The organism is Mycobacterium sp. 134 (assembly GCF_048282715.1).
In the GTDB taxonomy this organism is placed as follows: Bacteria; Actinomycetota; Actinomycetes; order Mycobacteriales; family Mycobacteriaceae; genus Mycobacterium; species Mycobacterium septicum.
Window position 1 is genome coordinate 4759246 of the sequence record NZ_JBLVUN010000008.1, and the last position, 26018, is coordinate 4785263.

Genomic DNA, 26018 nt, shown 5'->3' on the forward strand with positions numbered 1-26018 from the left:
TGGTGCAGGCGTCGCATCGGTTATCGCAGAGTGCGATGGGCGGCGAGGGCGCGCCCCAACTCTGCCGGGCCACGTGTCCGGACGTAGTCCGACACGGTCTGGGACATCGCCGACACGCTGTTGCCGATCGTGCTGTCGCTCAGCACGTCGTTGGCGGCGGCCGAAAACTCCTTCGCATCGAGCCCGTTGCTGAAGAAGTCGTTGCCGAGGTGCCGTCCGCACCCGAGATCCTCAAGACGTGACGCGTTGTCCTCCCGGTCGTATTGACCGCTCGGAACCGTCAGCGACGGCGTTCCGGCGAGGAGAACGGTGTGCAGCGTGCCGTGGCCGCAATGATGAACGACGAGGTCCACCCGTTCGGCCAGATCGCGGAGGTCGGTGAGCCCGATGGCCTGAAATCGTCGACCGTTTCGCTGCTCGAGCTGATGCCGCTGATCGTCGTCGGGAACGACCATGACGACGGCGAACTCGGTTCGCTGCAGGCAATCGGCCAGAGCCGTGTAGATGCTCGTTTCCCACACGGTGCCGAGCGTGACGAGGACGACCGGATCGCCGTTTCGCCGAGACGACGCGATCCATTCACACAGCGACGCACTGGCAGTGCTGCCGAGCTGCAGCAGCAGCGGCCCGGTGCGGACGAATGTCGATTCGGAGTAGCGGTCCTGAACCCCGACCGGCAGCGGATCGATCTCTGGAATGCCGGGAACCACAATGATTTCGGCTCGGCAGAGATCCCGCCAGTCGGCGAGGGGTTCCAGTCCCATCCCAGACAGGTGTGTATTGAGCCTGTCGAGCACCCCCACCGTTTCGAACGGAAACTTATCCGGCAGGGACAGATTGCGGCGCTGATAGCCATACAGGAGTTCGCAGCGCAGGATCGAAACCCGGCAGGCCGGCCGCCACGCCCGCAGCGCCAACCACAGCGACTTGTTCCAGTCACATATGGTGACATCAGGTTGGCAGTCCTGCAGGATTTCCTTGACCTGCAACAGATTCTGCAGCGGATCTTGCCGGCGCAACGTGGCGGCCCTCGTGCTCACCCGGTGTCGATCGCACAGCTGTTGCGTCGCTTCGTCGTACGACATGATCTGCACGTCGTTTCCGGCCTTTTGAAGCTCGAGCGCCGTCGTCAAGACGGGCACCAGGTGTCCATAGATGGGGGCCGCGGCACACAGGATCTTCTTTCCTGCCAGCATGACTCCTCCAGTGGGCACCTGGATCGTCGACGATCACCTGGTATCAGCAACTTCGGGCGAAACCCGCAGTCGCGTCATACCGTCTCAACTATGCCACCGGAATCGGACCCGCTTCCCGGCTTCACCGCGTCGAGAGCACGCAGGCTCGCCACCGACTGGCGCGACGACGGTCTCTGGGACGATGCGGAGTGGCTCGGTCGGCAGTTCTGGGCCGCGAGTACCCCAGATGACCGGGCGCTCCGATGGCACCATCTCGTGTTGGCGGTGGGCAACTTCAAGAGACCACGGACCCGGTGGCTCTCCCCCTGCCGGCTTCAGGGAATTCCGGGGCAACAACCCAGGACCGCCGGCTCCCTGGAAACCCCGACGGGTGTGCAGGTCGATCGAGACGACCCCGCGTCGTGGGAATCGCTGCGCACCAGTTTGGTGGGCGCGGACGTGTCGACCACCGCGTCGTTGCTGGCCGCCCTCTGGCCGAGCCACCACCTCGTGTTCGACTGGCGCGTGCGCGCTGCCGCCAGCGGCCTGCGTTTGGCTGCCGGTCTGGAGCCCTGCCCCGGTATCGAACCGTCGGCCACAGAGGGCGAGTCGGCGCCACTCGGGTTCGACGACTACATACTCGTCCGAGGCTGGCTACAGGCACTCGGCCTGCCGTTGGCCATGTCGCAACGCGCCTTGTACTGCCTGTCACGCAGGGCCGGTCACGACCCCGACCGGCCCTGGACCGAATACTCCCGGATTGTGGTGTCGATCCTGAACAGCCTCGAGGATCCCTGCGCTGCGTTCGAAACCGAATAGCGGTTCAGTCGACGGCCGGTGTCAGCGGCGCGCCACTGATCATTCGACTCTGCCGCCCGTGGACATCCACGGGCACATCGCCCATCAGGGTCACCCGGTGCATCAGCCGATGTTGGTCGTCATAGTCGTCGACGGCCCGATGCTGTGTCGCCCGGTTGTCCCAGATCGCGACGTCGCCAAGTTTCCAATTCCACCGGATGGTGTTGTTGGCCAGAGTGATTCGTCGCTGCAGCAACTCCAGAAGCACGTGCGACTCGTGACTGTCCAGGCCGATGAAACCGCGCACGAACACGCCCGCCAGCAGGGTCCGTTCGCCGGTCTCCGGGTGGACCCGCACGACGGGATGCTCGGTGCGGAAGTCCGGTACCTGCTGCTCGTCGGTGATCGCCTCCGTCATCACATAGTCGTAGCGGTTGGTGTGCAGGGCCCACAGATTCTCGGTGAGTGCCTTGAGCGGTTCGGGCAGCTCCGCGTAGGCCGCCGCGGTGGACGCCCACAAGGTCGATCCGCCATATGCGGGCAGGTTGACCGGACGCAGGATCGAGGCCGCGGGGTAGTTCGGGAAGTACGCGAGATCGGTGTGCCAGAACGTCGGCCTTCCGCGGCGGGTCCGGTACGCGGCCGGATGGGCGATGGGCGTGCCCAGCAGTCTGGCGAACGCGAGCTGCCGATCGTCATCGAGGTGGGACTGGCCACGGAAGAAGATCACCCGGTGGGCCAACAGTGCCTCGCGGATCTCGTTGACGGTAGCCGGATCGAGGTTGCCACCGAGCCGCACGCCGTCGACCCGGGCACCGATTCTGCTAGTCAGCTTTGTCACCGTGACCGGAGGTGCTGCCGGGGTTGAGGTGCTCATTGCTGTGGTCCTTATTAAGTGCAAGAGTTCGAAACTATGACACCACGGTGGGCGACCATTGTGCAGCGACTTTCGGCAGTTGCGGGGCGGTCCGACGGGTGAGGACGACACCACTTCGCGTGTGCATCGTGGGCAAGTACCCACCGGTCGAGGGCGGAGTGAGCGCGACGACGTACTGGTTGGCGCGCGGTCTGGCCGAGCGGGGCCACGAGATCCACATCGTGACCAACGCCGACGAGGTCGAGGACCGGTTTCGGATACGACTCGAGGCGGGTGACTCCGCGATGCTGCAGCCACAGTTCGACAACGGCGGCTTCGTCCGCGTCCATCACATCGAGTCGTTCGACCCCATCGCGATGGCACACATCCCGGAGGCCAATCCCTACTTCACCCGGCTGGCGTCGCTGGCCACCGACGTCACGCGCCGATACGGGTGCGACGTGATCTTGGCTTCCTACCTTGAGCCCTATGGGATGGCAGGGTGGTTCGCCGCTCAGCGAAGCGATCGGCCGCTGCTGATCCGGCATGCCGCCAGTGACATCGACCGCCTCGCCAGAGCGCCTGACCTCGGGCCGGCCTACAAGGAGATCCTCCGCGACGCCACCGCGGTACTGACCTTCCCCCGACTCGTGCGCCGCTTCGCGGGCATGGGTGTGCACCCATCGCGGATTGTGGAGGCGCCGCGTTACCGTCATGACTCCCGCTTCTTCAGACCTCATGGTGTGGCCCTCGACATGGGTGCGGTGAGGGGTCCCACGTTCGGTGTATACGGCAAAATCGGTGCGACGAAAGGGACGTTCGATTTGATCGCGGCCCTCGGCCGGCTGGCCGCCGAGGGTCGGCCCTTCCGCTTCGCCGCGATGGTGGGTGACGATCCGGGAGCGGCAATGCGGACCGCGTTGGAAGAGGCCGGTATCGCCGAGCGAACAGTGATTCTGCCGTTCCTACCGAACTGGCGGGTCCCCGAGTTCATTCGCGGCTGTACCGCTGTGTGCTTCTTGGAGCGCGGTTTTCGCGTGGCGATCCATGGGCCGATGGTCGCGCGAGAAGTCCTGGCATGTGGCAGTTGCCTCGTCGTCTCGAAAGAAATCGCCGACAAGCAGTGGGAGCGTAGCCAACTGGCCGACGGAGCCCATCTTCTCGTCGTCACCGATCCCCGCGACACCGATGAGCTCACCGAGTGCCTCCGTTCCGTCGTCGACGATCCGCAGAGGGCACGGCAGATCGGAGCGGACGGGGCCCAAGCCGTGGCCCAACCCGACGCGTACCCGCGGTTCATCGTGGCGTGGGAGGACCTCTTCGAGCGCTACCGCCGGTGTTCTGCCGACAGAACCGGCGCGGCAGCACCATCGGGTCCGGCGGCCCGCCGGGCGGCGCTTGAGGTGGCTGTGCCGTCGCTTCTGGCGTACGCCGAGACCGTGGGACCCGGCGTTGTCGACCGGTTCCTCGACACCGGCGGGGACGCGGGCCTTCCGGGCTGTGCGCTCGACTTCTGTTCCGTTCTCGGCCAGGGTCTGCCGGCGCACTTGAGACAAGAACGCCGAGCCGTTTTCGCTGAAGCGCTGCGGTTCACCGCCGCCCGCGTTCGCGCCGGATTCGATGTGGCCGGCTCACCGCCACCGTTTGCGGTTGTCGACGAACTTCACGACCGGACGTTCAGCACGGCCGAGTTGACCGAGCTGTACCCGGTGCGCGGGAATTCGGTCGTGGTGGAGGACTTCGACCACGACGTGTCCAGGGTGTTCGGCGTGACGCAGCCAGGCGAACCCACCGACGATCCCCTGATGCGCGCAGAAGCCAGGCAGTGCCTGTTCCTGTTCCACCGCACGGTGAACCTGATGCCGGGTGAGCTGGAGGTGGACCCCAACGTGGTTGCCCTGCTCGAACTCTGCGACGGCCACCGAACGACACAGGAGGTGATCGACGCGGTCGCCGCCAGGCGCGGTGACGGCCAGGATGACCGCCGACTCCTCATGGATGCGCTGCGGCGCCTGCATGACCTCGGCGTCATCGTGTTCGGTCGGGTCGACCCGGTGTGGGGATGGCGCAAAGGCGCCCGTTCGGATCTCGCGGCGATCCCCTCGCTCCGTCCACTGCGGGAACGCCTCTGACGCCGAGGCCATTCGGCGGTCACGAGAGTCCACGCGAGGCTAGGGTCGAAAAATGAGCGACACAACGGTGGTGCGCAGGCTGGCGTCGGTGGCGGTCGTCGTCTCGATGCTCAGCATCGGGACGGCGTGCACGTCAGAGAATGCCGAGCCCGGGCAGACGACGACCATGAGCGCATCTGCGACCGCCGAGGTCACACCGTTCACGGGTTTCGTCGAATCCCTCGACGGCACCGCGGGAACGGTCACCTACAAGGCGGAGCTTCCCCAACTGAAAGGCGGAGACGCCGCGGTCCGCGACAAGTTCAACGCCGGGATGCGTGCCGCCCTCGACGACTACCTCAAGCCCACCGAAGACAACGTCCCGGTGACCGTCGCGCCCGGGGTGCTCGGCGAGGACGACCGCAGCGAGGTGAGCCACATCGGCACCGGCGCGGTGGCCGGCGTGCTGCTGCTCAACATCTTCGTCGACCATGCGGCGCATCCGTTCAACGCCGTCGCGACCACGGTGATCGACGCCCACACCGCCGCGCCGATCATGATCACCGACCTGTTCGCCGACCAGACTGCCGGGTTCACCGCACTGGTCGATGGGATCAAGTCCGCGATGGCGGCCGAGGAGAAGCTGGCCAACCAGTCTGCGCCCGAACCGGTTGCCGATCAGCTCGCCAACTGGCTGCCCGATGACGACGGACTCGTCGTCTACATCCCCGTCGCGCATGTGCTCGGCGACTACTACCCGGTCACGGTGAGCTGGGACACCCTTGCCGGCGTTCTCGCGCCGGGGATGCGGGACAAACTGACGCAGTAAGCCGGAACCCGAACCAGCCCACGATGGGCATGAAAATGGCCCCCGGACCGAAGTCCGAGGGCCATTTCCTCTTGGTAGCGGGGACAGGATTCGAACCTGCGACCTCTGGGTTATGAGACAGGCACTGGGCGTTTTCGGCATCAGACGAAATCCCAAAGATACTGGTCAATCCGTTGCGTAGGTCCGCTCAGTACCGCTGGGTCCCATGCTTTTTGGGGTGTTTCGCAGCGTTGTGTTCCCAAAAGTGTTCCCAAAATTCGGGCCATCCCGGGCCGCACAGACAACAACCGCCATCAGCGTTTCACACACAGACCGCTGACTAGGAATCAGTGGCCTAGGTGTTCTTCACGGGTAGGTTGTGAACGCGTAGGCGCTCGATTGGTGTCATTCCGCCGATGCCGGTGTGGGGTCGGTGGTGATTGTAGTGATGCAGCCAGTGCTGGTAGGTTCCGGCGCGTTCGGCCTCAGAGCGGTAGGTCTGCGCATAGGCCCATTCGGTGGTCAGGGTGCGGTTGAATCGCTCGACTTTGCCGTTGGTCTGTGGCCGGTAGGGCCGGGTCCTCTTGTGGGTGATGTCGGGGCCGAGCGCTTCAGCGAAATTCTTTGACCGGTAACAGGATCCATTGTCGGTCAACACTCGTTTGACGGTGATGCCGTGGTCGGCGAAGAACGCGTTGGCGCGTTTCCAGAATCCCGCGGCGGTTTCTTTGCGTTCGTCGGTGAGGTCCTCGGAGTAGGCCAGCCGGGAGTGGTCATCAACGGCGTGGTGCAAGAACGTGTATCCCATGCCGCAGCGGTTGCGCCGGCCGGCTTGGCGACCCAGCTTGCGATGGCCGCCCCCGTCGGGGATGCGGCCCAGTTTCTTGACGTCGACATGGACCAAGTCGCCGGGAGCCGGGTGCTCATAGCGGCGGGGTTTGGGCCGGCGTACCGGTAACCCGGTGTTTTGGTCCAGGTGCCGCAGCAATGGCATCCGGTAGCGGCGCAGCACCGCCTCAACGGTCGAGCGTGGCAGGTGCAGGTAAGCGGCGATGCGATGTGGGCCCCAGCGCCGGGTGAAGCGCAGGTTGACGATGCGCCGCTCACGTCGTTTCGGCAACCGCAACGGACTGCGATGCGGCCGGCTGGGCCGGTCTACCATCGCTGCTTCGCCACCGTCGCGATAACGGTCGGCCCATTTCTTGGCTGTGGCCACCGAACATTGGAACCGCTCAGCCGCGCGCCGCAAACTCCAGCCCTGATCAACAACCGCCTGCGCAAGCCGCAACCGCCCACGAGGAGTCAACGAAGCATTAGCGTGGACCATGAGGACCTCTCGGTAATCGGATGTGCGTATTTGGTAACCACACCGATACCGGAGGTCCTCACCTACTTCCGCTCACCACGCCGTTCACAACCTGTCTGGGAGTTACACCTAGGCCGGCCCGAACCTAGAGAGCTCATACCGGCACACGAGAGGATTGGACACTAGCCCGGAGAAATAGGGGGCCACTACCGTCTCGTTGAACGAGCAGCGCTGCATGATCGAGTCGCGCGACGGGCAGCACGCTGAAGATCGACACGTCCTGGTTGTCGACGCCAAATCATTCAGCCAGCGTCCGTGGCTCGCGAGCGGAGTTTTCTCGGTTGCGGACGCGGCGTTGCTTATCTGAATGGCTCGATGTGTCCGAGCCTGCCGTTATTGTTCTTGACGTGCCGAGAGAAAAGCAGGTAGAGCTGGATAACTGGGCTCGGCCGTGCCGCAATATCGATGCCCGCGCAAGGGCTTGATGCGAGAAGATGAGAGCGATGCAACAGATCAGTCTCCAGAGGTGGAACGCGCTTGCATCCTACTGCCGGCTGCCTGGGGCAGAAATACTCTTTCAAGAACAAGCCTGGTTCGAGTCCAACGAACATCAAGTGCTTGCGATGGTCGCCGCCGATACGGAGAGCGACTTCTTGACTGCATTCTTCGCACGAGACAAAATTCAGCGATTCCGATTAGTCTGGGTAAGAGGACCCTACGAATCATTTAATGCCGCGGCTTCCAATCTAACGGAAGTGCTCCAACAGATATCAACCAAGATCGATGCGCTGCGAAATCAAGGGAACGAATCCGGCAGGGTCACCGATCTCTTCGCCCAGCGCGCACCGGATACGAAGCTGAACCCGCGCTTCCGGAAACTGGCGAACGAAGAGGATTACTCCGCTGCGAAATCACTTGTGCGCGAATTGATGCATTGGCATGAGGACGTTGACGGTAATTTTGTCGAGCAGTTCCAGACAACCGGATTCGATGCGCGAATGTGGGAACTCTATCTATTCGCAACGCTCGCCGAAGCGGGACTTCAGGTCGAACACCCAAGACCGGCGCCCGACATATTAGCCAAGGGAATCCACGGCGAATTCACGATAGAAGCGACCACGATCAACCCGACTACTGGGAGTTCCGATACCCCTCCAATTCCAACCAATGCCGCGGACATGGCTGCGTATATCCGTCACTATCTACCAATCCGATATGCGGGCCCGTTAACCACCAAGCTCGCAAAGAAGTACTGGACCCGCGACGCTGCTCGTGGAAAGCCACTGGTGCTCGCAATCCAAGACTTTCACGCGCCCCTGTCGATGACTTACAGCTATCCGGCGTTGCCGATGTACCTCTACGGTGTCACTCACACGCCACATCGCGACAGCGCGCGCCGGCTGATAATCGAAGCAACACCGATCGCGAACCACCGTTGGGGCACAAAGGATGTGCCATCGGGTTTCTTCTCACTGCCCGACGCCGAGAATGTAAGTGCCGTAGTGTTCAATAACTCCGGCACGCTTAACAAGTTCAACCGCATGGGCGTCGGGGCTGGATTTGGCGCCGCCAACATCACCCTCATTCGGCGCGGAACGCTGTGGGATCCAAATCCAGACTCGTCCACCCCGACCCCATTCGAAGAAGTGATCGGAGAAGGAAACCCAGAAACATGGGTTGAGGGCATGGACGTCTTTCACAATCCAAACGCACTGTATCCGTTTGACACTGAACATTTAGCTGGAGCCGCGCATCACCGTATCCGCCCTGATCTGCAGATCGAGACCTCTTGTCGAGGCAGGAAGCCGATGACGTCCGGCACTGAGATCCGAAGGTCCGAGGCAGTGGAGAAGTGATTCCTCCGTGGATCGGTTGGGTCGGGACGTATCACACCGGCCGTCTCCATGGCGGCTGCGCGATACCGAACCACTTCGTCTACCCAACCGTCGCACTGAATTCGTCGCTGTCGCGTTTCCGAACAACGAGATCAATCCCGTTGCCGGGCTTACTTTTCCGGCCACGCCAGTCGCTTCAGCAGTGCGCCGCGTTGTACTGCTGCGATAACAGGGGTCCAAGTCGAAGTAGCGCGCCGTCAGCTTTCTCAAACTTCCCGCGCCGCTCTGAGTTCGACCGGGCTTCGCGGAAGGCCTCCGTCACTGTGGGTCGAGCCCATCACCACCCGACATCTCGACATGCGCGTCATTGAGCGTAGGAGTCGACGACGTTCACGACCGGCGGTTCACCGTGCACTCGTGCGTGCGGCGTTGTCCTACCGCGGGGTTATCCTGCCGCCGTGGCAGATAAGACCGTTCAGGCGTTCTCAGCAGGCACGATCGAGGCCGTCGCGAGGGTTATCGGTGACCTGTACAGCGGATCCGAATTGACCCGGGTCATGGTGGACGCGAAGTTCCTCGACCCGCTTGGAGAAGGACAGACGAAGTGGAAGCGCCTCGCCGCAGCGATCCATGCGACGCAGGCCCGGCAAGGTGACGGGCAGCCGCTCCTCGTGCTCGTCCGCGTTGCTTTCGCGTCGGACCGGATCTGGTCCCGACAGTCTGAGGCTGCAGTCGCCCGCGACGAACTTAGTCAGGTCTTGTCGCTGTCCGGCTTCGCAGTCCGAGAGGACGGGCAGGTGATCAGGGCCGCGCGTACGACCACAGCCTCCGAGGCGTCAGCCCGCAGCGAGCGGCTCCACAAGCTGCTCTCGGCCCGCGGCGCTCACCCGGACGTTGTCCGTCACTGTCGGCCTGAACTGCTACGGAAGGACTGCTACGAAGCCGTGTTCGAAGCGGTCAAGGGCCTCGGTGCCCGGCTGCGAGAGAAGTCCGAGCTCGACGAGGACGGTCGTGCCCTCGTCCAGGCGGCTCTCCGCGGCAAACAGCCACGAGTCCTTCTGACGGACTGTTCCACCGTCACCGAGCGAAACGAACAGGAGGGCATCGCACTGCTGGCCGAAGGCGTCTTCGCAGCATTCCGAAACCCTGCTGCCCACGAACCCCGGCTGGTATGGAAGGTGTCCGAGCAGGACGCGCTGGATGTGCTTGGGACCCTGTCGATGATCCACCGCCGCCTCGACAGCGCCCGCCGAACGCCATGAACTGACCCACCAGCAGCGCAAACGGACAGCGGCGCGCCTTCCGCGAATCGCCGTCCCAATGCACCAGGCATTCAGGCAGCTCTCTGGGTCACGGCGGTACACGCATAGCCACGCGGCAACGCCAGCTCTTGGGAGGATCACCGCCTGCACGGCATGCACTAGCTCAGCCTCCTCCCGCACTACTTCCCAGTGGTCGCTATAGCCGCGCTGCGGGCACCGACGCATCAGCCGGTCGACTACTTGGTCTTCTGCACTCGCCACCAACCGGGCGCATCCCGACCCGGCCGCGCGTCCTGGCGGGATGTTGTGAGGCTTAGAGCGGCGGTGTCGACGGGCCAGTTCGCAAGCTTGATCCATCTGGGTAGATCCGCCCGTTCCCTCCGGGCAGTTTGGCAATAAGACCAAGGTATTGCCGACCACTATCCGTCACGGCGAATATTTCATTCACCACATCGACGTCCATCGACGTGTGTCCTTTCGCTTCCCGCTGTCGGAACGATTCCAGAAGCTCGGACCTGACTGCGATCATCCCCATTCGCCTCAACTTGTCGACGTGTTGGATAGTTGAGCCGCCTACGCCGTCCTCTATCTGCACCGAGTCACCACTCGCAAGCCGGAGCAAGAGCTGTTGTTCGGGCTCAGACAAGAACCTCGCGAGCAGGAACTGCATCGTTTCGATTTGGTCTGCCTGCCTCTCTTGTTCTTCCTCTACCTCGCGCCGCCACTTGACGCTCGCGCCGGCGAACCCCAGGCTCTCGAATACGGCACCCAACCAGGGCAGGAAGATGATGACGATCAAGACGATCGTCCAGCCGGTGACTTGGGCAGTGGGGTTCACCAGATGCCAGGTGAGGAACCCCCCGGCGGTCACCGACATAAGTACGGATGGGATGATGCGCGCCTTCGGCCCGCGTTCCTTTACCACGTTCCCAAGGTTACGAGGAAGCGATGCGGAACGGCTGTACCCCGGGAGTTCGTCTGTTCCAGCGTTGTGGCGTGTTAGACGGCTCAGAGGTCCGTCTCGAGCTCGGTGCGCTGCTCGTCTCCAAGTTCACCCATCCACGGTTGCGGCTCGACGCCGAGTTCTGCAGCGATGATCGACGCTCGCTGCGACGGGTCGTTCCACGAACTCGGATGTACCTCGACTTCGTCGCCACCGTTGACCTGCACGAAGAACATGCCATCGTGGAACTTCTTACTAATCACGATGTTGCTCATCTTGGACCTCACCTTTCCGTAATGCTCCAAGTACTTCACTAAAAAACTGTACTCTACTACTCTAGTGAAGTATGGCTATCAAGTGAAGTATGATCCAGTTTATGTCTTGGGCAGAACGCGCTGTGAACGCACTAGAGGCGGTGCTACATGAGGCTCTACGTGCACGCACACCGGAAGGTCCCCACCGCGACGTCATCGTGACGTTCGGCAATGAGGATGAGCTCCTGGTGCGGTGGCTGCCCGTAGGGTGGCCGCGCCAAGTTGCTGAGGCCATCCACACTTTGCCCCGGCCAGACATCCTGGCCGCCAGAGCCGTCTCGCCGGGGGCGCGAAAGGCAGCGCACGATGCGGGAGTGGGCTGGGTCGACGAATCCGGTGCCGCTTCCATCCACTACCGGAACCCAGAAACAGGCACCACCATCAGAATCGAGACCGAGGGCGATCCCGCCCTGCCATTGGACGCACGAGTTGGCTGGCGTCCAGCCACTCTTGCCGTCTGCGAGGCACTGCTAGCAAAAAAAGCCATGCCCACAGTCAACTCAGTGGTCGCCGCCACGGGCCTTTCGATGGGGAGCGCCGCGAATGCGCTCAAATTCCTCGAACGAGACGGTCACCTAGAGGGTGCCGTTGCCCGTGGTCCCGCGTCAGGCCGACAGCTCGTCGAACGTGGAATGTTATTAGATGCTTATGCGGCCGCGGCCGAGCGGCTTCGATCACCAATCCTGTTGCGGGTCGGCGCACTGTGGCCTCATCCGGTCGCCGACACGATTCACTTCGGCCAGATCATGGCGCGGAACAGTATTTCCTGGGCTGCGACCGGAGCACTGGCGGCGACGCAGCTTGCGCCCCTGCTCACCGAAGTCAGCCCGCTGGAAATTTATGTGGCGGGCCGGACACCCAGCGACCTAGGCCGCGTGGCTTATGCGGCTGGTCTGCGAGCGATGGACGGTGGGCGCCTATTGTTGCGCCCGTTTCCAACACCAGCTGGCGACAGGCTCATCACGAAGGATAAGGATGATTTTCGATCGATGCTGTGGCCTCGTGTCTACGCTGACCTGCGCATGACCGGTGTTCGTGGCGAAGATGCGGCTGATCATTTGCGCGAGGAGTTGATGACAAGTGAGCGATGAAGAAATCGGGCGGTCCGAAGACGCCGGCGCGCGGCTGAACTTGCCCTTGTACGCGTCGTCCACCACTACGGAGAGAAACCGGGCTTCGTGTTGCTTGGTGGACTGGTGCCCGCTCTGCTGTGCGCCGGCTCCGGCCGGCGACATGCCGGCACCACCGATGTCGATGTTCAGGTCAACCTCGAAATCGCAAGTGGCTCTGCCGATGCTGGCCGGCTCGAAACAGCTCTGAGAAATGCCGAATTTGTCCCCGGTGGTGAGCACGTTTGGAGGTGGAAGCTCGCCGATTCGCCCACTGTCGTGAAATTTGAGCTGCTCGCTGACCTCGACACCGAACCGAACGAAGCCGTCATCACATTCGACAACTGCGACGAGCTTGGAGCCGTCAACCTGCGCGGGACCGGTTACGCCGCAATGGATGTTGTGAGCCACAGGATTCGTGCGTACGACCACGGAACTTGGCGTGAAGCTGAGATCAACGTGACGGGGTTGGCCGGCTTTCTGCTTGCGAAGATGGCGGCCGCGCACGGACGGCATAAGCCAAAGGATTGGTACGACATCGCTTTTGTGTTGCTGCACAATGATTATGGTGATGGTGACCCGGTGGCCGCGGCTGTTCGTGTACGCGAGGTTTTCCCCGACGCTATCGGCGCTATCCGCACATTGGTGATCGATCTGCAGAGCAACTTCGCTGACGCGGATGCTCAAGGAACGATTGCGTACATCGACCAGATTACGTTGGATCATCCCGAGCTCGACCCCACCACTGCGGGCGCGGATGCTCAACTGGCCGTTCAGGCTTTCACCGCAGAAATCTTGGCCTGATATGACAGGCATTCGGGACACCATGCGGCCCAGCAGCAGTCAGAAATGAAGCACTACGGGTAATCCGGCCAAGCTGCCGCAGGAACAGCCACGTGATCACGGCCAACCGTTGCGCGGTCACACTCTGAACGCCGGACCAGTACCGTGATGGTCCTCTCCCGCGGGTCGGCACAACCACCACGCCGCGACACTTCCTGTGTGGGACTTCGAATATTGAAGTAACGAAAACCCTCAACTTGGCCTGCATGAGGCCAATATCGTCTCGTCAGAGTTCGAGTCCGCAGTCGGTGCTGCGGTGTTTGCTCCTGCTGATCTGTTGCTCTTGGGATTCGGCCACGCCGCGGTCGTGTTCTTGCTGCTGGGTCTTCCAGGCTTGGTAACTGTCGTTGCGGTGTTGGCGGGCGCTAGTGTCTTGAGTCATTAATTCGAGTGCAGTAGTTCCCGATGCTGGCTAGGATTTGGTCGGCGGTCTTCGTCCAGACGTAGGGGCGCGGATTGTCGTTCCAGGTGTCGATCCATGCTCGGATGTCGGCGTTGAGTTGGCGCACTGAGGTGTGGGTGCCGCGGCGCAGTTTCTTGGTGGTCAGCTCGGCGAACCACCGTTCGACCAGGTTGAGCCATGATGAGCTGGTCGGGGTGAAGTGCAGCACAAAGCGGGGATGGCTTGTCAGCCAACGTTTTACGGCGGGGGTCTTATGGGTGGAGGCGTTGTCGAGCACGACGTGACAATCCAGATCGGCGGGGACTTCGGCGTCGATTTTCTTCAAGAAGGCGAGAAATTCAGTGGAGCGGTGGCGCGCGTGCAGTGAGCCGATCACCGTTCCTGTGGTCAGGTTCAAGGCCGCATACAGGCTCGAGGTGCCGTGGCGGATGTAGTCGTGACTGGCCCGCGCTGGGGTACCGGGCAGCATCGGGAACACGGGCTGGGTGCGGTTCAGAGCCTGGATCTGCGTCTTTTCGTCAACGCAGAGCACCACCGCCCGCTCCGGCGGGTCCAGGTACAGACCGACCACGTCGCGGACCTTTTCCACGAACAGCGGATCCTTGGACAGTTTCCATGAATCCTGTTTGTGTGGAGCTAATCCGAATGCGCGCCAGACCCGCGAGACCATCGACTGACTCAAGCCCAGGTGATCGGCCATCGACCGCGTCGACCAATGCGTGGCATCCGGTGGAGTCGTTTCCAACGTTGCAGTGATCAGATCCTTGATCTGCTCATCACCCACGACACGCGGCCGGCCCGGGCGCGGCTCGTCGAGCAATCCGTCGCAGCGGTCCACGACGAACCGATTACGCCACCGACGCACCGTGGTGATCGACAGATCCAGCCGCCGCGCCAGTTCGGTATTGGACCCACCATCGGCGGCTGCCAACACAATTCGCGACCGCATCGCCAAGCCTGCAGCACTAGTCCGACGCCTGGCCCAACCCTCAAGCTCAGCCCGCTCATCAGCGGTCAACACAATCTTGGCAGCACGCGGAGTCGGCACGACCCAGTCTAACAGCTAGATCGTAATTAATGACTCAGGACACTAGTGCGCGTGGCGAGGAGGTCGCGGACGCGGTCGGGTAGTGCGCAATCGGGGGTGTGTGCGGCGTAGTCGTGGGCGGTCGTTGCGGGTTCGTCGTTGGCGAGGATGGCGCGCAGGAGAGTGGCGGCTTCGTGGTTGTCACCCCGTTGGGCGATGTGGGTTCCGGCGCGTGCTCCGTGGCTGAATTCGCTTGACCCGGTGCAGCGTTCGTAGATGTGGGCGTGGTTCGCATGGCGTCCGCGGGTCATGGCGACGTAGAGCAGGCTGCGGCTGGTGTTCTCGCGCAGGACGGCGGTGCTGGCGTCGGCGGTGACTCCTTGGGCGGAGTGCACGGTGACGGCGTAGCCGAGGCTGATGTGTTCGCGAAAGTAATCGGAGTTGAAGAGCACACGAGCTCCGTCGTCGAGGCGTTCGGCACCAAGGAGATTGCGTTTGGTGTCGATCCCCGCGACTCGCCAGCGGTTTCCGTTGCGCACTGACGGTAGCGATTCGGCGCTGGGAGTGGAGTGGTGGAACGCGATGGCGGGGTTGTTGCAGCGGCTGATGATCAGATCCCCGACCGCCACCTTCTGTCCTCGGGCAACCGTGACGGTGGCCGCGTCCGGGGCGATGCGGTCGTTGTGGATGCGCAAGTTGAGGGCGTCGACCATCTCAGTGGTGTCGCACACCAGCAGCGCATCTCGGCCCAGCTTTGCGTCGGCGGTGTGGGCGGTAAGTGCGTCAGCGGCCATGCCGTGGTGGATCAGGAGTTCCGGCCCGATCCGATCGCACTGGGCAAGCCTGCGCACTCTCTGCTCGATGTGCTGCCGGTGCAAGCCCACGACACCGCCGAGTTCTCCTATCTGCGCCAGTCGGTGCGGACCAACAATGCGGCGGTGGTGGCCGAAGACGCCGTCAAACCCACATCGGTGTACTCCGTTGTACGGGTGGAGGACTCGTTGAAGGTGGTCGCGCATCTGTCCGAGGGCGTCCCGCGTTACTGGTTCATCGACAACGCCGCCGTACAAGGATTCCTCAACGTCGAACTGGACTACGGGCTGCGCATGGCGGTGGAGGCCAAGGTGCTGGCCGACATCAACGCCACCAGCGGCCTGCAAGCGCAGGCGTACGCGACCAGCCCACTAGTGACAACTGCGCAAGTCGCTGACCTTGCTGGAATCTGCGGGCTATGAGCCAGGATATTTTGTTCTCGATCCGACCGACTGGGAAGCTGTCGAACTTCTGCTCGCCACGTCGGGAGCTACTGACGTGCAAGGGATTCCGTTCGACAGTGCGGCTCGCCGGCTGTTCGGTGTGCCCGTCGTCGTCGCGGTAGCGCAAGCCGCCGGTGTCAGTCACACGGTAGCCAAGGACGCGGTGGCTCTCGACACCGACCACACGGGTACCGGGGTGCAGTGGTCGGAAACATCGAACGCGGATGACTTCTCCAAGAACCTGATTCGGGCGCGGCGTGAAGGTCGTTATGCCACAAGTGTTTACGCACCACTCGGTGTCGTCGTCGGCGACCTCACCGCATAGGAGGGCTGTGAATCATGAAAGTCACTGTGACGCAGGGTATCCGCGTCTGCCACAACGGCAAGGTCTACACCGGAGGCGAGACTGCCGAGGTACCCGATGATGTAGGGGCGTTCTGGGCTGAATGCGGCTGGGCCTCCGAGAATCGCCAGCAACTATTGCCAGACCCGCGAGGGCTGCGCGGCGGGCCACGGCCAAGGGCAGAGATGCGGGAGCCGAGAACTACACCACGCAGGCGCGCGACGGGAGTGAAACGATGAATCCAGGAAAGCCCAGACCGCCAACGTATCTGGTCACCGAGGACGGCACCGGGTTCGACCGTGTGTCCCATCTGGTGACGGTGCTAGACGAGGAGACACCACCGGGTAGACCAGCCGGTTCACATCCCGGCCTGCCGCCGTCACCCAGGCAGTAGCGCACAAGCTGAGCACTTGGCCTTGGCGCATTCGGCGGTTCTAGTCATTCAACTCAGGAGAAGCGTTGGGGGCCGTCACACAGACCGCGACACCATGCGTGCAGCAAGTGAGGTGCCAGCAGCGTGCCCTACTACTGAGAGCGCTTCAGCGCATCCTTTGCGAGGTCGAAGGCTTTCTCGAGCGCCTTCGCTGCATCATCTGGAAGTGCGTTGATCTGTCCGCTATCCCGCGCGCCGAGCTCAGGATTGGAGAAAGCGCGCCTGCCCAGGATCATGGTGATTTCTCGTTGGTCCTCAGCAGGCAGGCCGTCGACATAAGCTCGTAGGGCGTCCATCTGGGTCGTCAGAATCGCTAAATGTCGAGCTGCCTCGCGGTGTTGGGACGCGATACGTGCGCAGTATCCGGCCAGCCCCAGGAATGGAAGACCGATGAGTGCCTTGATGGCAACGCCTGTGGGGCCGGACAGCTGACTGAACAAGTGGGTGTCGACTGACAAAATGAGGATGGGCAGCGACACTGCGGCCGCGACACAAAGAAAGACTGCGGTCGTCCAGAATTTCGCGCCTTCCTTTTCAGTGTCGCGGCCCGACTCAAAGTCTTTCGCGAGGCGGCCAACACCGACACCGTGAGCAGCAGCGCGTATATTCTCCAGACTGCGTTCGGCGATATCCTCAATTTCACTAACCCGCGCTGCCTTCATTTCTGTCAGGCGAGAACGGGCACGGTTTCCGACCACGACCTCTGTTTGGTCACGATTGGCTGGCAGATCCTGCAGTATGCGAACCGCAGGATCGATCTCGCCGACCAGAAAGCCACCAATCACACCGCTAAACTCCGCGAGGACCGCTCCCAGCGACACATCCGGATTCCCCATTGATGCACTGCGCTCGCGTGTAATGCCGGCCAGTGCTTCAAGAGCACCAGTTCTGCATACCTGACCCAATTGAAACGTTACGGTTCCGTCGCGTTTATAGAGGTCTGGCGCGATAGAAACTTTATCCGCTAAGAGGTCAAAGGTTTCTACCAACAGGTCACGATGTTGCTCCAGTTGGGACAATTCTCCCGGAACGAAGACGCCCCTAATTTCAAGCGCATTCTTTTCGAAGCGTTCGAACGCTTCGCCGACTACAGTGATCATGTCTGCTAGAGCAGCCAAGCATTCCTCGACCGGATGTCGATTGACCGAGTTATCACCGGTGAGAAGGCGTTCCAGATTCTCAAGAATCGCTTTTCTAGATCTTTCAAGTGCAGATTCGAGATTATCCGACACCCCTCGCCCCCCTGACCGATGATTTCATGTGCGGCCCGACCCCGGCGACCGAAGGTTAAGCCTGCCTGACGGTTCGTAGATTAGCGCGCACTACCCGACTAGATACGACATAGGGCCCAATCTGTTTGGGTGTGGATACAGAACCGCGCACAGGGCCAGTACGTGCGGACTAGCGTGTCGGACATGCCGCACTGGGCACCGACGTTGCTAGAGCTTGTCGGAACAACGGTCACTGCATACGGGCTGCTATTCGCGTATGGACGCGATCAGGGCCTGCCACCACGCGTGCGAAGAGTGTGGGATTGGCTGCGCCGCAAGCGCCCCGAAACGCAAACCATCGGGCCGACCGGCATACCGAGCGGCGAAATCTTTGGTGGCCGACCCGATGCCAGGATCGGGCTCAACATCGACCCTCAGACAGCAGTAGCCGACCAGCTCGCGCAGATCGTGGCGTACGTGCGTGAACTGCGATTGATGATTGGCCCGCTGCAAGCTCAAATCGACAACGTTGGTCGCGCCGTCGAAGAGGCGAAAAAGCACGCTGAAACAGCTGCGGCGCAGGCGCTGGCCCACGCAATCGCCAGAATGGAAGAGAACGAGAAACGGCGGAGCGAGTCTCAGGCTGCCGACTTGTCGATAGCCGCCCTCGGCGTCGCGATTACGGGGGCAGGCGTGTTCCTCGGATTCTGGGGCCCGTAACCAGGGAACGCACCGACCGCTATGTGATGGCCCGCCAGAATCGGCTACAGGGCCAAGCGCGAGGTATCTGGCGTGCGGCGCTGGCGGGCTACGGTCCGGTCAGCAAGTGCTATCACCGACGGGTTGATCGAACATGGCTGGGAATACTCCGGGTGAGCGGGATCGCACACACATCGCACAAAGTAGCCAGGCCAGGTCAGAAAACTTCTCTGACCTGGCCTGGCGCTGGTAGCGGGGACAGGATTCGAACCTGCGACCTCTGGGTTATGAGCCCAGCGAGCTACCGAGCTGCTCCACCCCGCGTTGCGAATACAAGGTTACCGGGGTCTTACGCACAGCTCCAAATCGGGTGCTCAGAGAGGTTTCCGGCCCGACAACGACCGGAAATCAGCGCACCAGACGGACCACCTGACCGCACCGGAACACCCCTGCCGGGTCGTGCCGCTCGGCCAGCGCGGCGAGCCAGTGCCGGGTCTCCTCGTCGTAGACCCGCACGGCCCGCCCCGGATCCTCGGAGGGAGCGAAGTTGGCGATCTGACCGCCACTGGACCATTGCGACAGCGCCACGATGAGCGCGCCTGCCTGCGGCACCACAAGCTCGGCAACCGGGGGCGCCATGACCCCGATGACGGTCACCGAGAAGGCGGCGTCGCGGTGGCAGAAGGCGCTGCGGTGTTGTGCCTCACGTGCCAGTGCCCCACCGAGCATCCGGACTTCGACGATGGTCTGCACCGACCCCGAATCCGGCCCGGCGGCGTCCAGCAGCACCTGCACCGTCTCCGCGGTCAATTCCCGCAACAGCGTGTGGTGTTCGTAGATCGGCATCGGATCGACCGGATCGGCATGTACCGCACCGATTGCGGCATACGGCATCACCGCGACCGTGTCGAGCACCGGGGTGGCGACCGCACGCATCGGCGCCAAAAGGCGTTCAGCTTCGGCGAAGTCACCAATGGTGGCGTAGCGCACCGCGACGGTGAACCGGCCGGCCAGCGGCTCGGGAATTCCGGGCAGCGGCGGAAGCTGCAGCAGCGCGATCGAAGTCGAGACCGACTCGGGCAGGTCGGCACACCAGCGGGCCCACTCACGCAGCACCACCGCGGCATCCGCACCGTCGAAATACACTGCACCGCCGTAGAACTCAGGGATCGGCAGCAATTCGATCTCGACGGCGGTGACGATGCCCAGCGTCGCTTTGCCGCCGCGCAGCCCCCAGAACAGCTCGGCGTTCTCCTCCGGGGTGGCGCGCAGCAACTCCCCTGCGCCGGTGACCAACTCGAAGGACCGCACGTAGTCCGACGACAATCCGACGCTGCGCACCAACGGGCCGATCCCTGCGCCGGTCAGGAATCCCACGACGCCGACCTGAGGCGAGGATCCGCACAGCCCGGCCAGGCCGTGCGGAGCGGCCGCGTCGAGCACGTGCTGCCACGTCGCCCCGGCCGCCACCCGCGCCGTGCGGGCCACCGGATCCACGGTGACGGCGGTCATGCCGGAGGTCACCACCAGGATCGTGTCCGAGGCGACGGAAAGGGCGCCGTGGCCGGTCGCCTGGACGCTCACCCGGTACCCCCGGGCGGCGGCGAAGCCCACGGTGTTGGCGATGTCGTAGGCGGATGCCGCCAGCACCACCGCGGCGGGCTCCACAGTGGCCGCCACATTCCACGGGGTGGCGCGCTCGTAGCCGGCCTCTCCCGGCAGCGCGACGGGGGCGGCGACGTGGGCGCGTAGTCCCTCCAGCGCGTCGTCCAGGCCCTCGTGTGGAAGGTCGGTCAGGGTCATCGGGGTCCTCTCGGCAAAGTTGTGCGAATTCTCGGCGCACAGCATCACCGGGACGACTTGGCGTTGACTTGGCGGCCAGCTCAGAGAGGCAGTGGATCGGCAGTAGACCTGAGCCGCGTCACTTCTTTTGCGGCGTGCACACCCCTTCGAACTCCTTGCCCTCCTTCTCGGCGACGCCCGCGGGGTCGAGCCAACCGACGCCTTCGAAGAAGAAGGTGTCGGCGGGATGACTGTTCGATCCGGCAACGACCTCGGCCGTCCGAGCGGTCGCGGGGTACCCCGCCGGCGTGGACTGCACATTGAGGAATAAATATTCTTCTGTGCGCCAATCGAAGTCAGGCGGCGGCGCTTCCATCACGGTCAGACCCGGATAGGGTCCACCGACGGTGAACCGGTCGAGAGTCGCCGTACCGGAGGTATCGGTCAACACGAGCTTCGGGCCAAATCCAAACCCGACCTCCACCGACCGCACCCCGACGCAGCCCGGCGGCATCCAGATCGCCAGCTTGCCGTCGGTCACCCGGGCACCGAACGCCGGCCGCATCGGGGCGGCGAACGGCGCATCCGACCACGGGCGGTCCCCGGTCCGGCAAGCGGTGAGCCCCGCCGCCACCAGCAGCGTCAACAGCACGGCCAGCCAGGACCTCACGAATAGCCCCCGTCGGACAAGCCGGCATCGCGTTCCAGCGGGTTGATGCCGGTCTTCTGTTCGATGATCGCACCCAGCCCGTAATCCCGTGCCATCCAGGCGAATCCCTTCTGGGCCCACTGTTCAGAATGGCGCTCCTCGTGGTGCAACAAGCGGTCGAGGTCGAGGGTGCTCTGGAACGGCACACCGCTGTCACTTTGTCCCCAGTTGGCCCCCGACTGGATGATCTGACTCAGCTGCGCTGCCGGATCCTTGGATCCGTCGATGTTCATCACGAACACATCGCCGTAGGTCGTGCCACCGTGGACGCCGATCTTGTCCATCACCGGCCCGCCCAGACCCATCAGCATGCCGTTGGGTGTCGTCGCCAATGATCCCCCGCCGCCCTTGTCGAAAATCTGGTCATAACTCCAGGAGTTCGCGTTCTGCCTGTCGATGATGCGCTGCACCTCGGAGGCCGAGTAGGGCGTTTCCTCGAAATCGTTGTGAACGTCATCGGCGGTGCCCAGCTTCCCGTCGGCCCCTGCCTCGGCGGCGTCATAGTCGGTGCCGGCGTTGAGGATGTAGGTCATCACCACCGCCTTCTTCGCGTCCTCCTTGCTGGTGCCGGGCGGCAGGATGAAGAACGACTTGCCGTCCTTGTCCTTGACTTCCTGGAGTCCGTTGAGCACGTCGAACGATTGCGGGGTGATGTTCTGCTGACGGGCGATGTCGACCATGGTCTGCGGATCGACCCCGTGCTTGGACGCATTCTCCAGCCACTGAGCGTATTTCGACCCCGGCACCACCGGTCCGGTGAGGAGCCCGGCATCACGCAATGCCTGCTCGTAGTCGCTGACCGGCGGATGCTCACCCAGATCAGGAAGTTCGGCCGTCCCGGTGAAATCGATGCGTTCGGCCGCCTCGTCGTCACCGCGCTCGTAACGGTCGGCGGCCACCCGCAGTTTCTGCGCGTACACGGTCACATCGCCGCCGAGTAGCTTCGCCTGTTCGGTGAGTGTGGATCCGATCTTCCCGCAGGCCGCCCCGACCGCCAGCGACGGCATCGCCCCGGCCGCACCGGAAATGGCCGATCCGCCGCGATTGCCGCTGACGTCGTGGCCCGCACTGTCGAAGGTGGACGCCGTATCGCGCATTGTCTGTTCATCGACGTAGAGCGTGGCGTCACTCATGTCAGGCAGCCGGCGTCCCGGGGCTTCATTTCACGAGCCCCTTGTTGATCCGGTCCATCTTGTTGGCCGTCGACTTGTCGGCCGCGTCGAATTCGGCCAACGCGGTCTGTATGGCTGTCTGCAGCGCGAGGCGCCGCATCCCCCACTTCAGCGCGAGTGCCGGATTGGTCGCTACCAAGAACTTCAGCCGCCATCCCAGCGAGACCCGGCCCTCGTCGGAGATGTCGAACAGGTCGGCCTCAGGACTCGACACCAGATCCGACACCCGGCTGCGGATGCCGCCGAGCTCCTGACCACCGGACGACATCGCGGTGTGCAGCAACTTGAGCCTGTCGCGGTAGATCTCCTGATCGCCGAACATCTCATTGGCGTGGTCCTGTGCGGTGTCGGACGCCGTGCCGCGCCAGTCCGACGCCAACCTGGTCAACTGCAGGCGCTCACGGGCGATCTGATTGTCGATGTCACCCGCCGCCGCGCCAACCTCCCCGGCAGCTGACACCAGTTGCTCGGGATGGCTGCCCAGCACCTGCGAGATCGTCACCGCCACCAGCGACTCCTCATCCACCCGTCATCCGCCGAATACCGGTCCATTGTCACCCGCCGGACGAGCCCGGTGACGCACCAATATTCGACGGAGAACAGACGGCTACTTGGCGGTGTTGAACTTGTTCATCGCGTCGTTCAACCGCTGCAGCGCCTCCCCGTACTTGCCGAAGTCACCGCTGCGCTGCGCATCCTGTGCCGCCGACAGCGCCGACTCGACCTCCTTGAGCGCGCCGGCCTTGGCCGGCGACAGCTGCACGGGCTCACCCGGCGGGATCGCCGCGGCCGGCGGCGCAACAACCTGCGGTGCCTGACCATCCGCATTGGCCGGCGGCGGGGCAGCCTGCGGCGCTTCCGGTGCCCCGGCAGCAGCCTGCGGCTTACCGTCGGTGGGAGCCACATTGGTGGCGGTGGCGCCCGCCCCCGGCCCGAACAGTTCGGTGAGGGCGGCACCGACGGTCGGACCGTAGCCGACCTTGTCGCCGTAGAGCATGGCCACCCGGATCAACCGCGGGTAGGTCGACGCCGCGTCGCTGGTACCCGGCGATGCGTAAACCGGTGCCACATACAGCAATCCGCCATCGGCCACCGGCAGGGTCAACAGGTTGCCCCACCGGATCCGGTTCAGGTTGTCGCGTCCGATCACACCGAGGTCCTGCGTCACGGCCGTGTCGGTGCTGATCGCGTTGAATGCCTGTTTCGGGCCCTTGACCTCACCCGGGATGGTCAGCACGGTGATCTTGCCGTAGGTCGCCGGATCCGAGCTGGCACTGACATAGGCGGCCAGGAACTCCCGCTGCAGCCAGTTCAGCGCGCTCGTCAACTGGAACGACGGTGAGCCATCGTTGTTCACAAGGTCTTTGGCGACGATGTAGAACGGCGGCTGATAGCTGCTCGCCGTCGGGTTGGGATCGAGCGGCACGTTCCAGAAATCGGCGTTGGTGAAGAACTTCACCGGATCGTCGACGTGGTACTTGGTCAGCAGGGACCGCTGCACCTTGAACAGATCCTCGGGATAACGCAGGTGCGACTGCAACTCCGGGGAGATGTCCGCCTTCGGTTTGACGGTGCCCGGGAACACGCTCATCCAAGCCTTGAGCACCGGATCCTGCTCGTCCTGGGCGTACAGCGTCACGGTGCCGTCATAGGCGTCGACGGTGGCCTTGACCGAGTTGCGGATGTAGGACACCTGTTTGTCCGGAGCCAGCCGGTTGACCGCGACCTCGTTGGAATCGGCCGTCGCACTCGACAGCGTGGTCAGCTCCGAATACGGGTAGTTGTCCAGCGTGGTGTAGCCGTCGACGATCCAGACCATGCGCTTGTTGACGATCGCCGGGTACACGCTGGTGTCGGTGGTCAGCCACGGCGCCACCGCTTCCACCCGCTCGGCCGGATCACGGTTGAACAGGATCTTGCTGTTCTCACCGATCACGTTGGACAGCAGGAAGTTCCGCTCGGCGAACTTGGCGGCGAACACCGTCCGGGCCAGCCAGTTGCCGATCGACACACCGCCGGTGCCCGAGTACGTGTAGTTCTTGGTGTCGGTGTTGGTTTCGTAGTCGTACTCGCGGTCGACGTCACCGTTCTTGCCGACGATCGCGTAGTCGGCCGAGGTGTCGGCGATCACCGGACCGAAGTAGACCCGCGGCTGGTCCAGCGGTGCCGGTCCGGGTGAGACCACCTTGCCGTTGGCGCCGACGACGCTCGCGAGGAACTCGGGGTAACCGCCGTTCTGGTTGGGGTCGTTGGCGACACCGCGCACCGTGTTGGCCGGGGACGCGATGAATCCGTTGCCGTGGGTGTAGACGGTGTGCCGGTTGATCCAGTCACGCTGGTTCTCGATCAACCGGTCCGGGTTGAGTTCACGTGCGGCGACCACGAAGTCGCGCAGACCGCCGTCAGGTCCGGCATAGCGGTCGATGGCCAGCTGATCCGGGAAGAAGTAGAAGTTCTTGCCCTGCTGGAACTGGGTGAATGCCGGGCTGACGATCGTCGGATCCAGCAGCCGGATGTTGGACGTGGTCGCCCGGTCCGCAGCCACCTGCGCGGCCGTCGTCTGACCGTTGCTCTCGTAATTGCGGTACGTCACCGTGTCGTCGGTGAGCCCATAGGCCTGTCTGGTCGCGGTGATACTTCGGCTGATGTACTCGCTTTCCTTCTGGGCGGCGTTCGGCTTGACGCTGAACTGCTCGACGATCAGCGGCCACCCGGCACCCACCACCATCGAGCTCAGCAGCAGCAGCACCACACCGATGGCGGGAATCCGCAAGTCGCGCAGCACGATCGCCGAGAACACCGCCACCGCGCAGATCAGCGCGATTGCCAACAGGATCAGCTTGGCCGGCAGCACGGCGTTGATGTCGGTGTAGCCGGCACCGGTGAAGGGCTTGCCGGTGCGGGTATTGCTCAGCAGCTCGTAGCGGTCCATCCAGTACGCGAACGCCTTGAGCAGGATCAGGAAGCCGACCAGGCTGATCAGCTGGATGCGCGCGGCACGGCTCAGCGCTCCACTGCGACCGGTCAGGCGGATCCCGCCGAACACATAGTGCCCCAGCAGATTCGCGACGAACGCCAGGAACGTCGCGACGAACAGGTACGTCAGCACCAGCCGGTAGAACGGCAGGTCGAACGCGTAGAAGCCCAGATCCCGGCCGAACTGGGGATCGGTGATCCCGAAATCGCTGCCGTGCAGGAACAACTGCACCCGCACCCAGTAGCTCTGCGCGATCACCCCGGCCAGCAGGCCGATGAAGACCGGCACCCCGATCCCGAACAGCCGCAGCCGGGCCAGCACCGTGGTGCGGTAACGCGCCACGGGATCGTTCGGGCCCGCGGCCGGGACGAACACCGGACGGCTGCGGTAGGCCAGCGCCAGGCCGGCGAACACCACCACGCCGATGAGCAGCCCCACCACCAGGAACACGATGAGCCTGGTGGCCAGCACGGTGGTGAACACCGAGCGGTACCCCAGTTCGCCGAACCACAACCAGTCGACGTACCCGTCGACCACCCGAGGTCCGATCAACAGCGCCAGCACCGCCACCAGTGCCAGCCCGATCAGTACCCGGCTACGCCGTGTCAGCTTCGGCATCCTCGCCGCGGGCCGCATCCCCACTCGT

23 protein-coding genes and 1 tRNA gene are annotated in these 26018 nt (G+C 63.4%); 10 read left to right on the plus strand and 14 right to left on the minus strand.

What is annotated here, in order from left to right; genetic code table 11:
- Positions 1-20 precede the first annotated feature (20 nt).
- On the minus strand, positions 21-917 hold the full coding sequence (locus tag ACNQVK_RS27445) for a glycosyltransferase (RefSeq protein WP_418032051.1): 897 nt from the start codon (positions 915-917) through the stop codon (positions 21-23).
- Positions 918-1286: 369 nt separating this feature from the next.
- Between ACNQVK_RS27445 and ACNQVK_RS27450 the strand changes: the two genes are divergently transcribed.
- Positions 1287-1994: a hypothetical protein gene (locus ACNQVK_RS27450; RefSeq protein ID WP_418032052.1), complete on the plus strand. Its 708-nt coding sequence runs from the start codon at positions 1287-1289 to the stop codon at positions 1992-1994.
- A 4-nt stretch (positions 1995-1998) separates the two neighbouring features.
- On the opposite strand, the gene ACNQVK_RS27455 is transcribed toward ACNQVK_RS27450, so the two are convergent.
- Complete coding sequence (locus tag ACNQVK_RS27455; RefSeq protein ID WP_418032053.1) at positions 1999-2850, minus strand: TauD/TfdA dioxygenase family protein; 852 nt, start codon at positions 2848-2850, stop codon at positions 1999-2001.
- A gap of 128 nt (positions 2851-2978) precedes the next feature.
- On the opposite strand from ACNQVK_RS27455, the gene ACNQVK_RS27460 reads away from it, so the two are divergent.
- Together ACNQVK_RS27460 and ACNQVK_RS27465 are read left to right on the plus strand one after the other, a co-directional pair.
- A complete protein-coding gene (locus tag ACNQVK_RS27460) occupies positions 2979-4961 on the plus strand; it encodes a glycosyltransferase (protein ID WP_418032054.1) in 1983 nt (660 codons plus the stop codon).
- A 52-nt stretch (positions 4962-5013) separates the two neighbouring features.
- Positions 5014-5769 carry a hypothetical protein gene (locus tag ACNQVK_RS27465; RefSeq protein ID WP_418032055.1) on the plus strand — a complete coding sequence of 252 codons (756 nt, stop codon included), beginning with the start codon at positions 5014-5016 and terminating at the stop codon, positions 5767-5769.
- Positions 5770-6103: 334 nt separating this feature from the next.
- Here the strand turns inward: ACNQVK_RS27465 and ACNQVK_RS27470 are convergent, their stop codons facing one another.
- On the minus strand, positions 6104-7075 hold the full coding sequence (locus tag ACNQVK_RS27470) for an IS481 family transposase (protein WP_043988055.1): 972 nt from the start codon (positions 7073-7075) through the stop codon (positions 6104-6106).
- Between the two features lie 482 nt (positions 7076-7557).
- Between ACNQVK_RS27470 and ACNQVK_RS27475 the strand changes: the two genes are divergently transcribed.
- On the plus strand, positions 7558-8910 hold the full coding sequence (locus tag ACNQVK_RS27475) for a hypothetical protein (protein ID WP_418032056.1): 1353 nt from the start codon (positions 7558-7560) through the stop codon (positions 8908-8910).
- Between the two features lie 437 nt (positions 8911-9347).
- A complete protein-coding gene (locus ACNQVK_RS27480) occupies positions 9348-10151 on the plus strand; it encodes a TIGR02391 family protein (RefSeq protein WP_418032057.1) in 804 nt (267 codons plus the stop codon).
- Positions 10152-10464: 313 nt separating this feature from the next.
- Here the strand turns inward: ACNQVK_RS27480 and ACNQVK_RS27485 are convergent, their stop codons facing one another.
- Both ACNQVK_RS27485 and ACNQVK_RS27490 read right to left on the minus strand, forming a co-directional pair.
- Positions 10465-11076: a hypothetical protein gene (locus ACNQVK_RS27485; protein WP_418032058.1), complete on the minus strand. Its 612-nt coding sequence runs from the start codon at positions 11074-11076 to the stop codon at positions 10465-10467.
- 83 nt (positions 11077-11159) lie between these two features.
- A complete protein-coding gene (locus ACNQVK_RS27490) occupies positions 11160-11369 on the minus strand; it encodes a hypothetical protein (protein ID WP_418032059.1) in 210 nt (69 codons plus the stop codon).
- A gap of 353 nt (positions 11370-11722) precedes the next feature.
- Between ACNQVK_RS27490 and ACNQVK_RS27495 the strand changes: the two genes are divergently transcribed.
- On the plus strand, positions 11723-12499 hold the full coding sequence (locus ACNQVK_RS27495) for a hypothetical protein (RefSeq protein WP_418032060.1): 777 nt from the start codon (positions 11723-11725) through the stop codon (positions 12497-12499).
- A 105-nt stretch (positions 12500-12604) separates the two neighbouring features.
- Positions 12605-13321 carry a nucleotidyl transferase AbiEii/AbiGii toxin family protein gene (locus tag ACNQVK_RS27500; RefSeq protein WP_418032061.1) on the plus strand — a complete coding sequence of 239 codons (717 nt, stop codon included), beginning with the start codon at positions 12605-12607 and terminating at the stop codon, positions 13319-13321.
- A 404-nt stretch (positions 13322-13725) separates the two neighbouring features.
- On the opposite strand, the gene ACNQVK_RS27505 is transcribed toward ACNQVK_RS27500, so the two are convergent.
- Both ACNQVK_RS27505 and ACNQVK_RS27510 read right to left on the minus strand, forming a co-directional pair.
- Positions 13726-14811, minus strand: coding sequence for an IS630 family transposase (locus ACNQVK_RS27505; protein ID WP_025997290.1), 1086 nt, complete (start codon positions 14809-14811; stop codon positions 13726-13728).
- A 26-nt stretch (positions 14812-14837) separates the two neighbouring features.
- On the minus strand, positions 14838-15584 hold the full coding sequence (locus ACNQVK_RS27510) for a hypothetical protein (RefSeq protein ID WP_418032062.1): 747 nt from the start codon (positions 15582-15584) through the stop codon (positions 14838-14840).
- A gap of 3 nt (positions 15585-15587) precedes the next feature.
- Between ACNQVK_RS27510 and ACNQVK_RS27515 the strand changes: the two genes are divergently transcribed.
- Positions 15588-16025, plus strand: a complete 438-nt coding sequence (locus ACNQVK_RS27515; RefSeq protein WP_418032063.1) for a hypothetical protein — start codon at positions 15588-15590, stop codon at positions 16023-16025.
- Between the two features lie 76 nt (positions 16026-16101).
- Entirely contained in the window at positions 16102-16371 is a 270-nt protein-coding gene (locus ACNQVK_RS27520) for a hypothetical protein (protein WP_418032064.1), read from the plus strand.
- Between the two features lie 543 nt (positions 16372-16914).
- On the opposite strand, the gene ACNQVK_RS27525 is transcribed toward ACNQVK_RS27520, so the two are convergent.
- Positions 16915-18054 carry a hypothetical protein gene (locus ACNQVK_RS27525; RefSeq protein WP_418032065.1) on the minus strand — a complete coding sequence of 380 codons (1140 nt, stop codon included), beginning with the start codon at positions 18052-18054 and terminating at the stop codon, positions 16915-16917.
- 183 nt (positions 18055-18237) lie between these two features.
- On the opposite strand from ACNQVK_RS27525, the gene ACNQVK_RS27530 reads away from it, so the two are divergent.
- Entirely contained in the window at positions 18238-18753 is a 516-nt protein-coding gene (locus tag ACNQVK_RS27530) for a hypothetical protein (RefSeq protein WP_418032066.1), read from the plus strand.
- 226 nt (positions 18754-18979) lie between these two features.
- Here the strand turns inward: ACNQVK_RS27530 and ACNQVK_RS27535 are convergent.
- The 6 genes from ACNQVK_RS27535 to ACNQVK_RS27560 all read right to left on the minus strand — a co-directional run bounded on the left by ACNQVK_RS27535 (position 18980) and on the right by ACNQVK_RS27560 (position 26014).
- Positions 18980-19056 (minus strand) — tRNA-Met (locus ACNQVK_RS27535).
- 84 nt (positions 19057-19140) lie between these two features.
- Positions 19141-20535 (minus strand): FAD-binding oxidoreductase, encoded by a 1395-nt coding sequence (locus ACNQVK_RS27540; protein ID WP_418032067.1) that lies wholly within the window; start codon positions 20533-20535, stop codon positions 19141-19143.
- Between the two features lie 118 nt (positions 20536-20653).
- A complete protein-coding gene (locus tag ACNQVK_RS27545; protein WP_418032068.1) occupies positions 20654-21184 on the minus strand; it encodes a hypothetical protein in 531 nt (176 codons plus the stop codon).
- Complete coding sequence (locus ACNQVK_RS27550) at positions 21181-22356, minus strand: ESX-1 secretion-associated protein (protein WP_418032069.1); 1176 nt, start codon at positions 22354-22356, stop codon at positions 21181-21183. Before ACNQVK_RS27550 ends, ACNQVK_RS27545 begins: the two co-directional genes overlap by 4 nt.
- 25 nt (positions 22357-22381) lie before the next feature.
- Entirely contained in the window at positions 22382-22921 is a 540-nt protein-coding gene (locus ACNQVK_RS27555) for a hypothetical protein (RefSeq protein ID WP_418032070.1), read from the minus strand.
- An 81-nt stretch (positions 22922-23002) separates the two neighbouring features.
- Positions 23003-26014, minus strand: coding sequence for a UPF0182 family protein (locus ACNQVK_RS27560; protein ID WP_418032071.1), 3012 nt, complete (start codon positions 26012-26014; stop codon positions 23003-23005).
- Positions 26015-26018: the final 4 nt, after the last annotated feature.

Excerpts from the sequence above, each read along its gene's own strand:
- ACNQVK_RS27450 (WP_418032052.1), top strand. The coding sequence starts at position 1,287 with ATGCCACCGGAATCGGACCCGCTTCCCGGCTTCACCGCGTCGAGAGCA.
- ACNQVK_RS27455 (WP_418032053.1), bottom strand. The coding sequence starts at position 2,850 with ATGAGCACCTCAACCCCGGCAGCACCTCCGGTCACGGTGACAAAGCTG.
- ACNQVK_RS27465 (WP_418032055.1), top strand. The coding sequence starts at position 5,014 with ATGAGCGACACAACGGTGGTGCGCAGGCTGGCGTCGGTGGCGGTCGTC.
- ACNQVK_RS27470 (WP_043988055.1), bottom strand. The coding sequence starts at position 7,075 with ATGGTCCACGCTAATGCTTCGTTGACTCCTCGTGGGCGGTTGCGGCTT.
- ACNQVK_RS27475 (WP_418032056.1), top strand. The coding sequence starts at position 7,558 with ATGCAACAGATCAGTCTCCAGAGGTGGAACGCGCTTGCATCCTACTGC.
- ACNQVK_RS27490 (WP_418032059.1), bottom strand. The coding sequence starts at position 11,369 with ATGAGCAACATCGTGATTAGTAAGAAGTTCCACGATGGCATGTTCTTC.
- ACNQVK_RS27510 (WP_418032062.1), bottom strand. The coding sequence starts at position 15,584 with ATGGCCGCTGACGCACTTACCGCCCACACCGCCGACGCAAAGCTGGGC.
- ACNQVK_RS27530 (WP_418032066.1), top strand. The coding sequence starts at position 18,238 with ATGCCGCACTGGGCACCGACGTTGCTAGAGCTTGTCGGAACAACGGTC.
- ACNQVK_RS27540 (WP_418032067.1), bottom strand. The coding sequence starts at position 20,535 with ATGACCCTGACCGACCTTCCACACGAGGGCCTGGACGACGCGCTGGAG.
- ACNQVK_RS27550 (WP_418032069.1), bottom strand. The coding sequence starts at position 22,356 with ATGAGTGACGCCACGCTCTACGTCGATGAACAGACAATGCGCGATACG.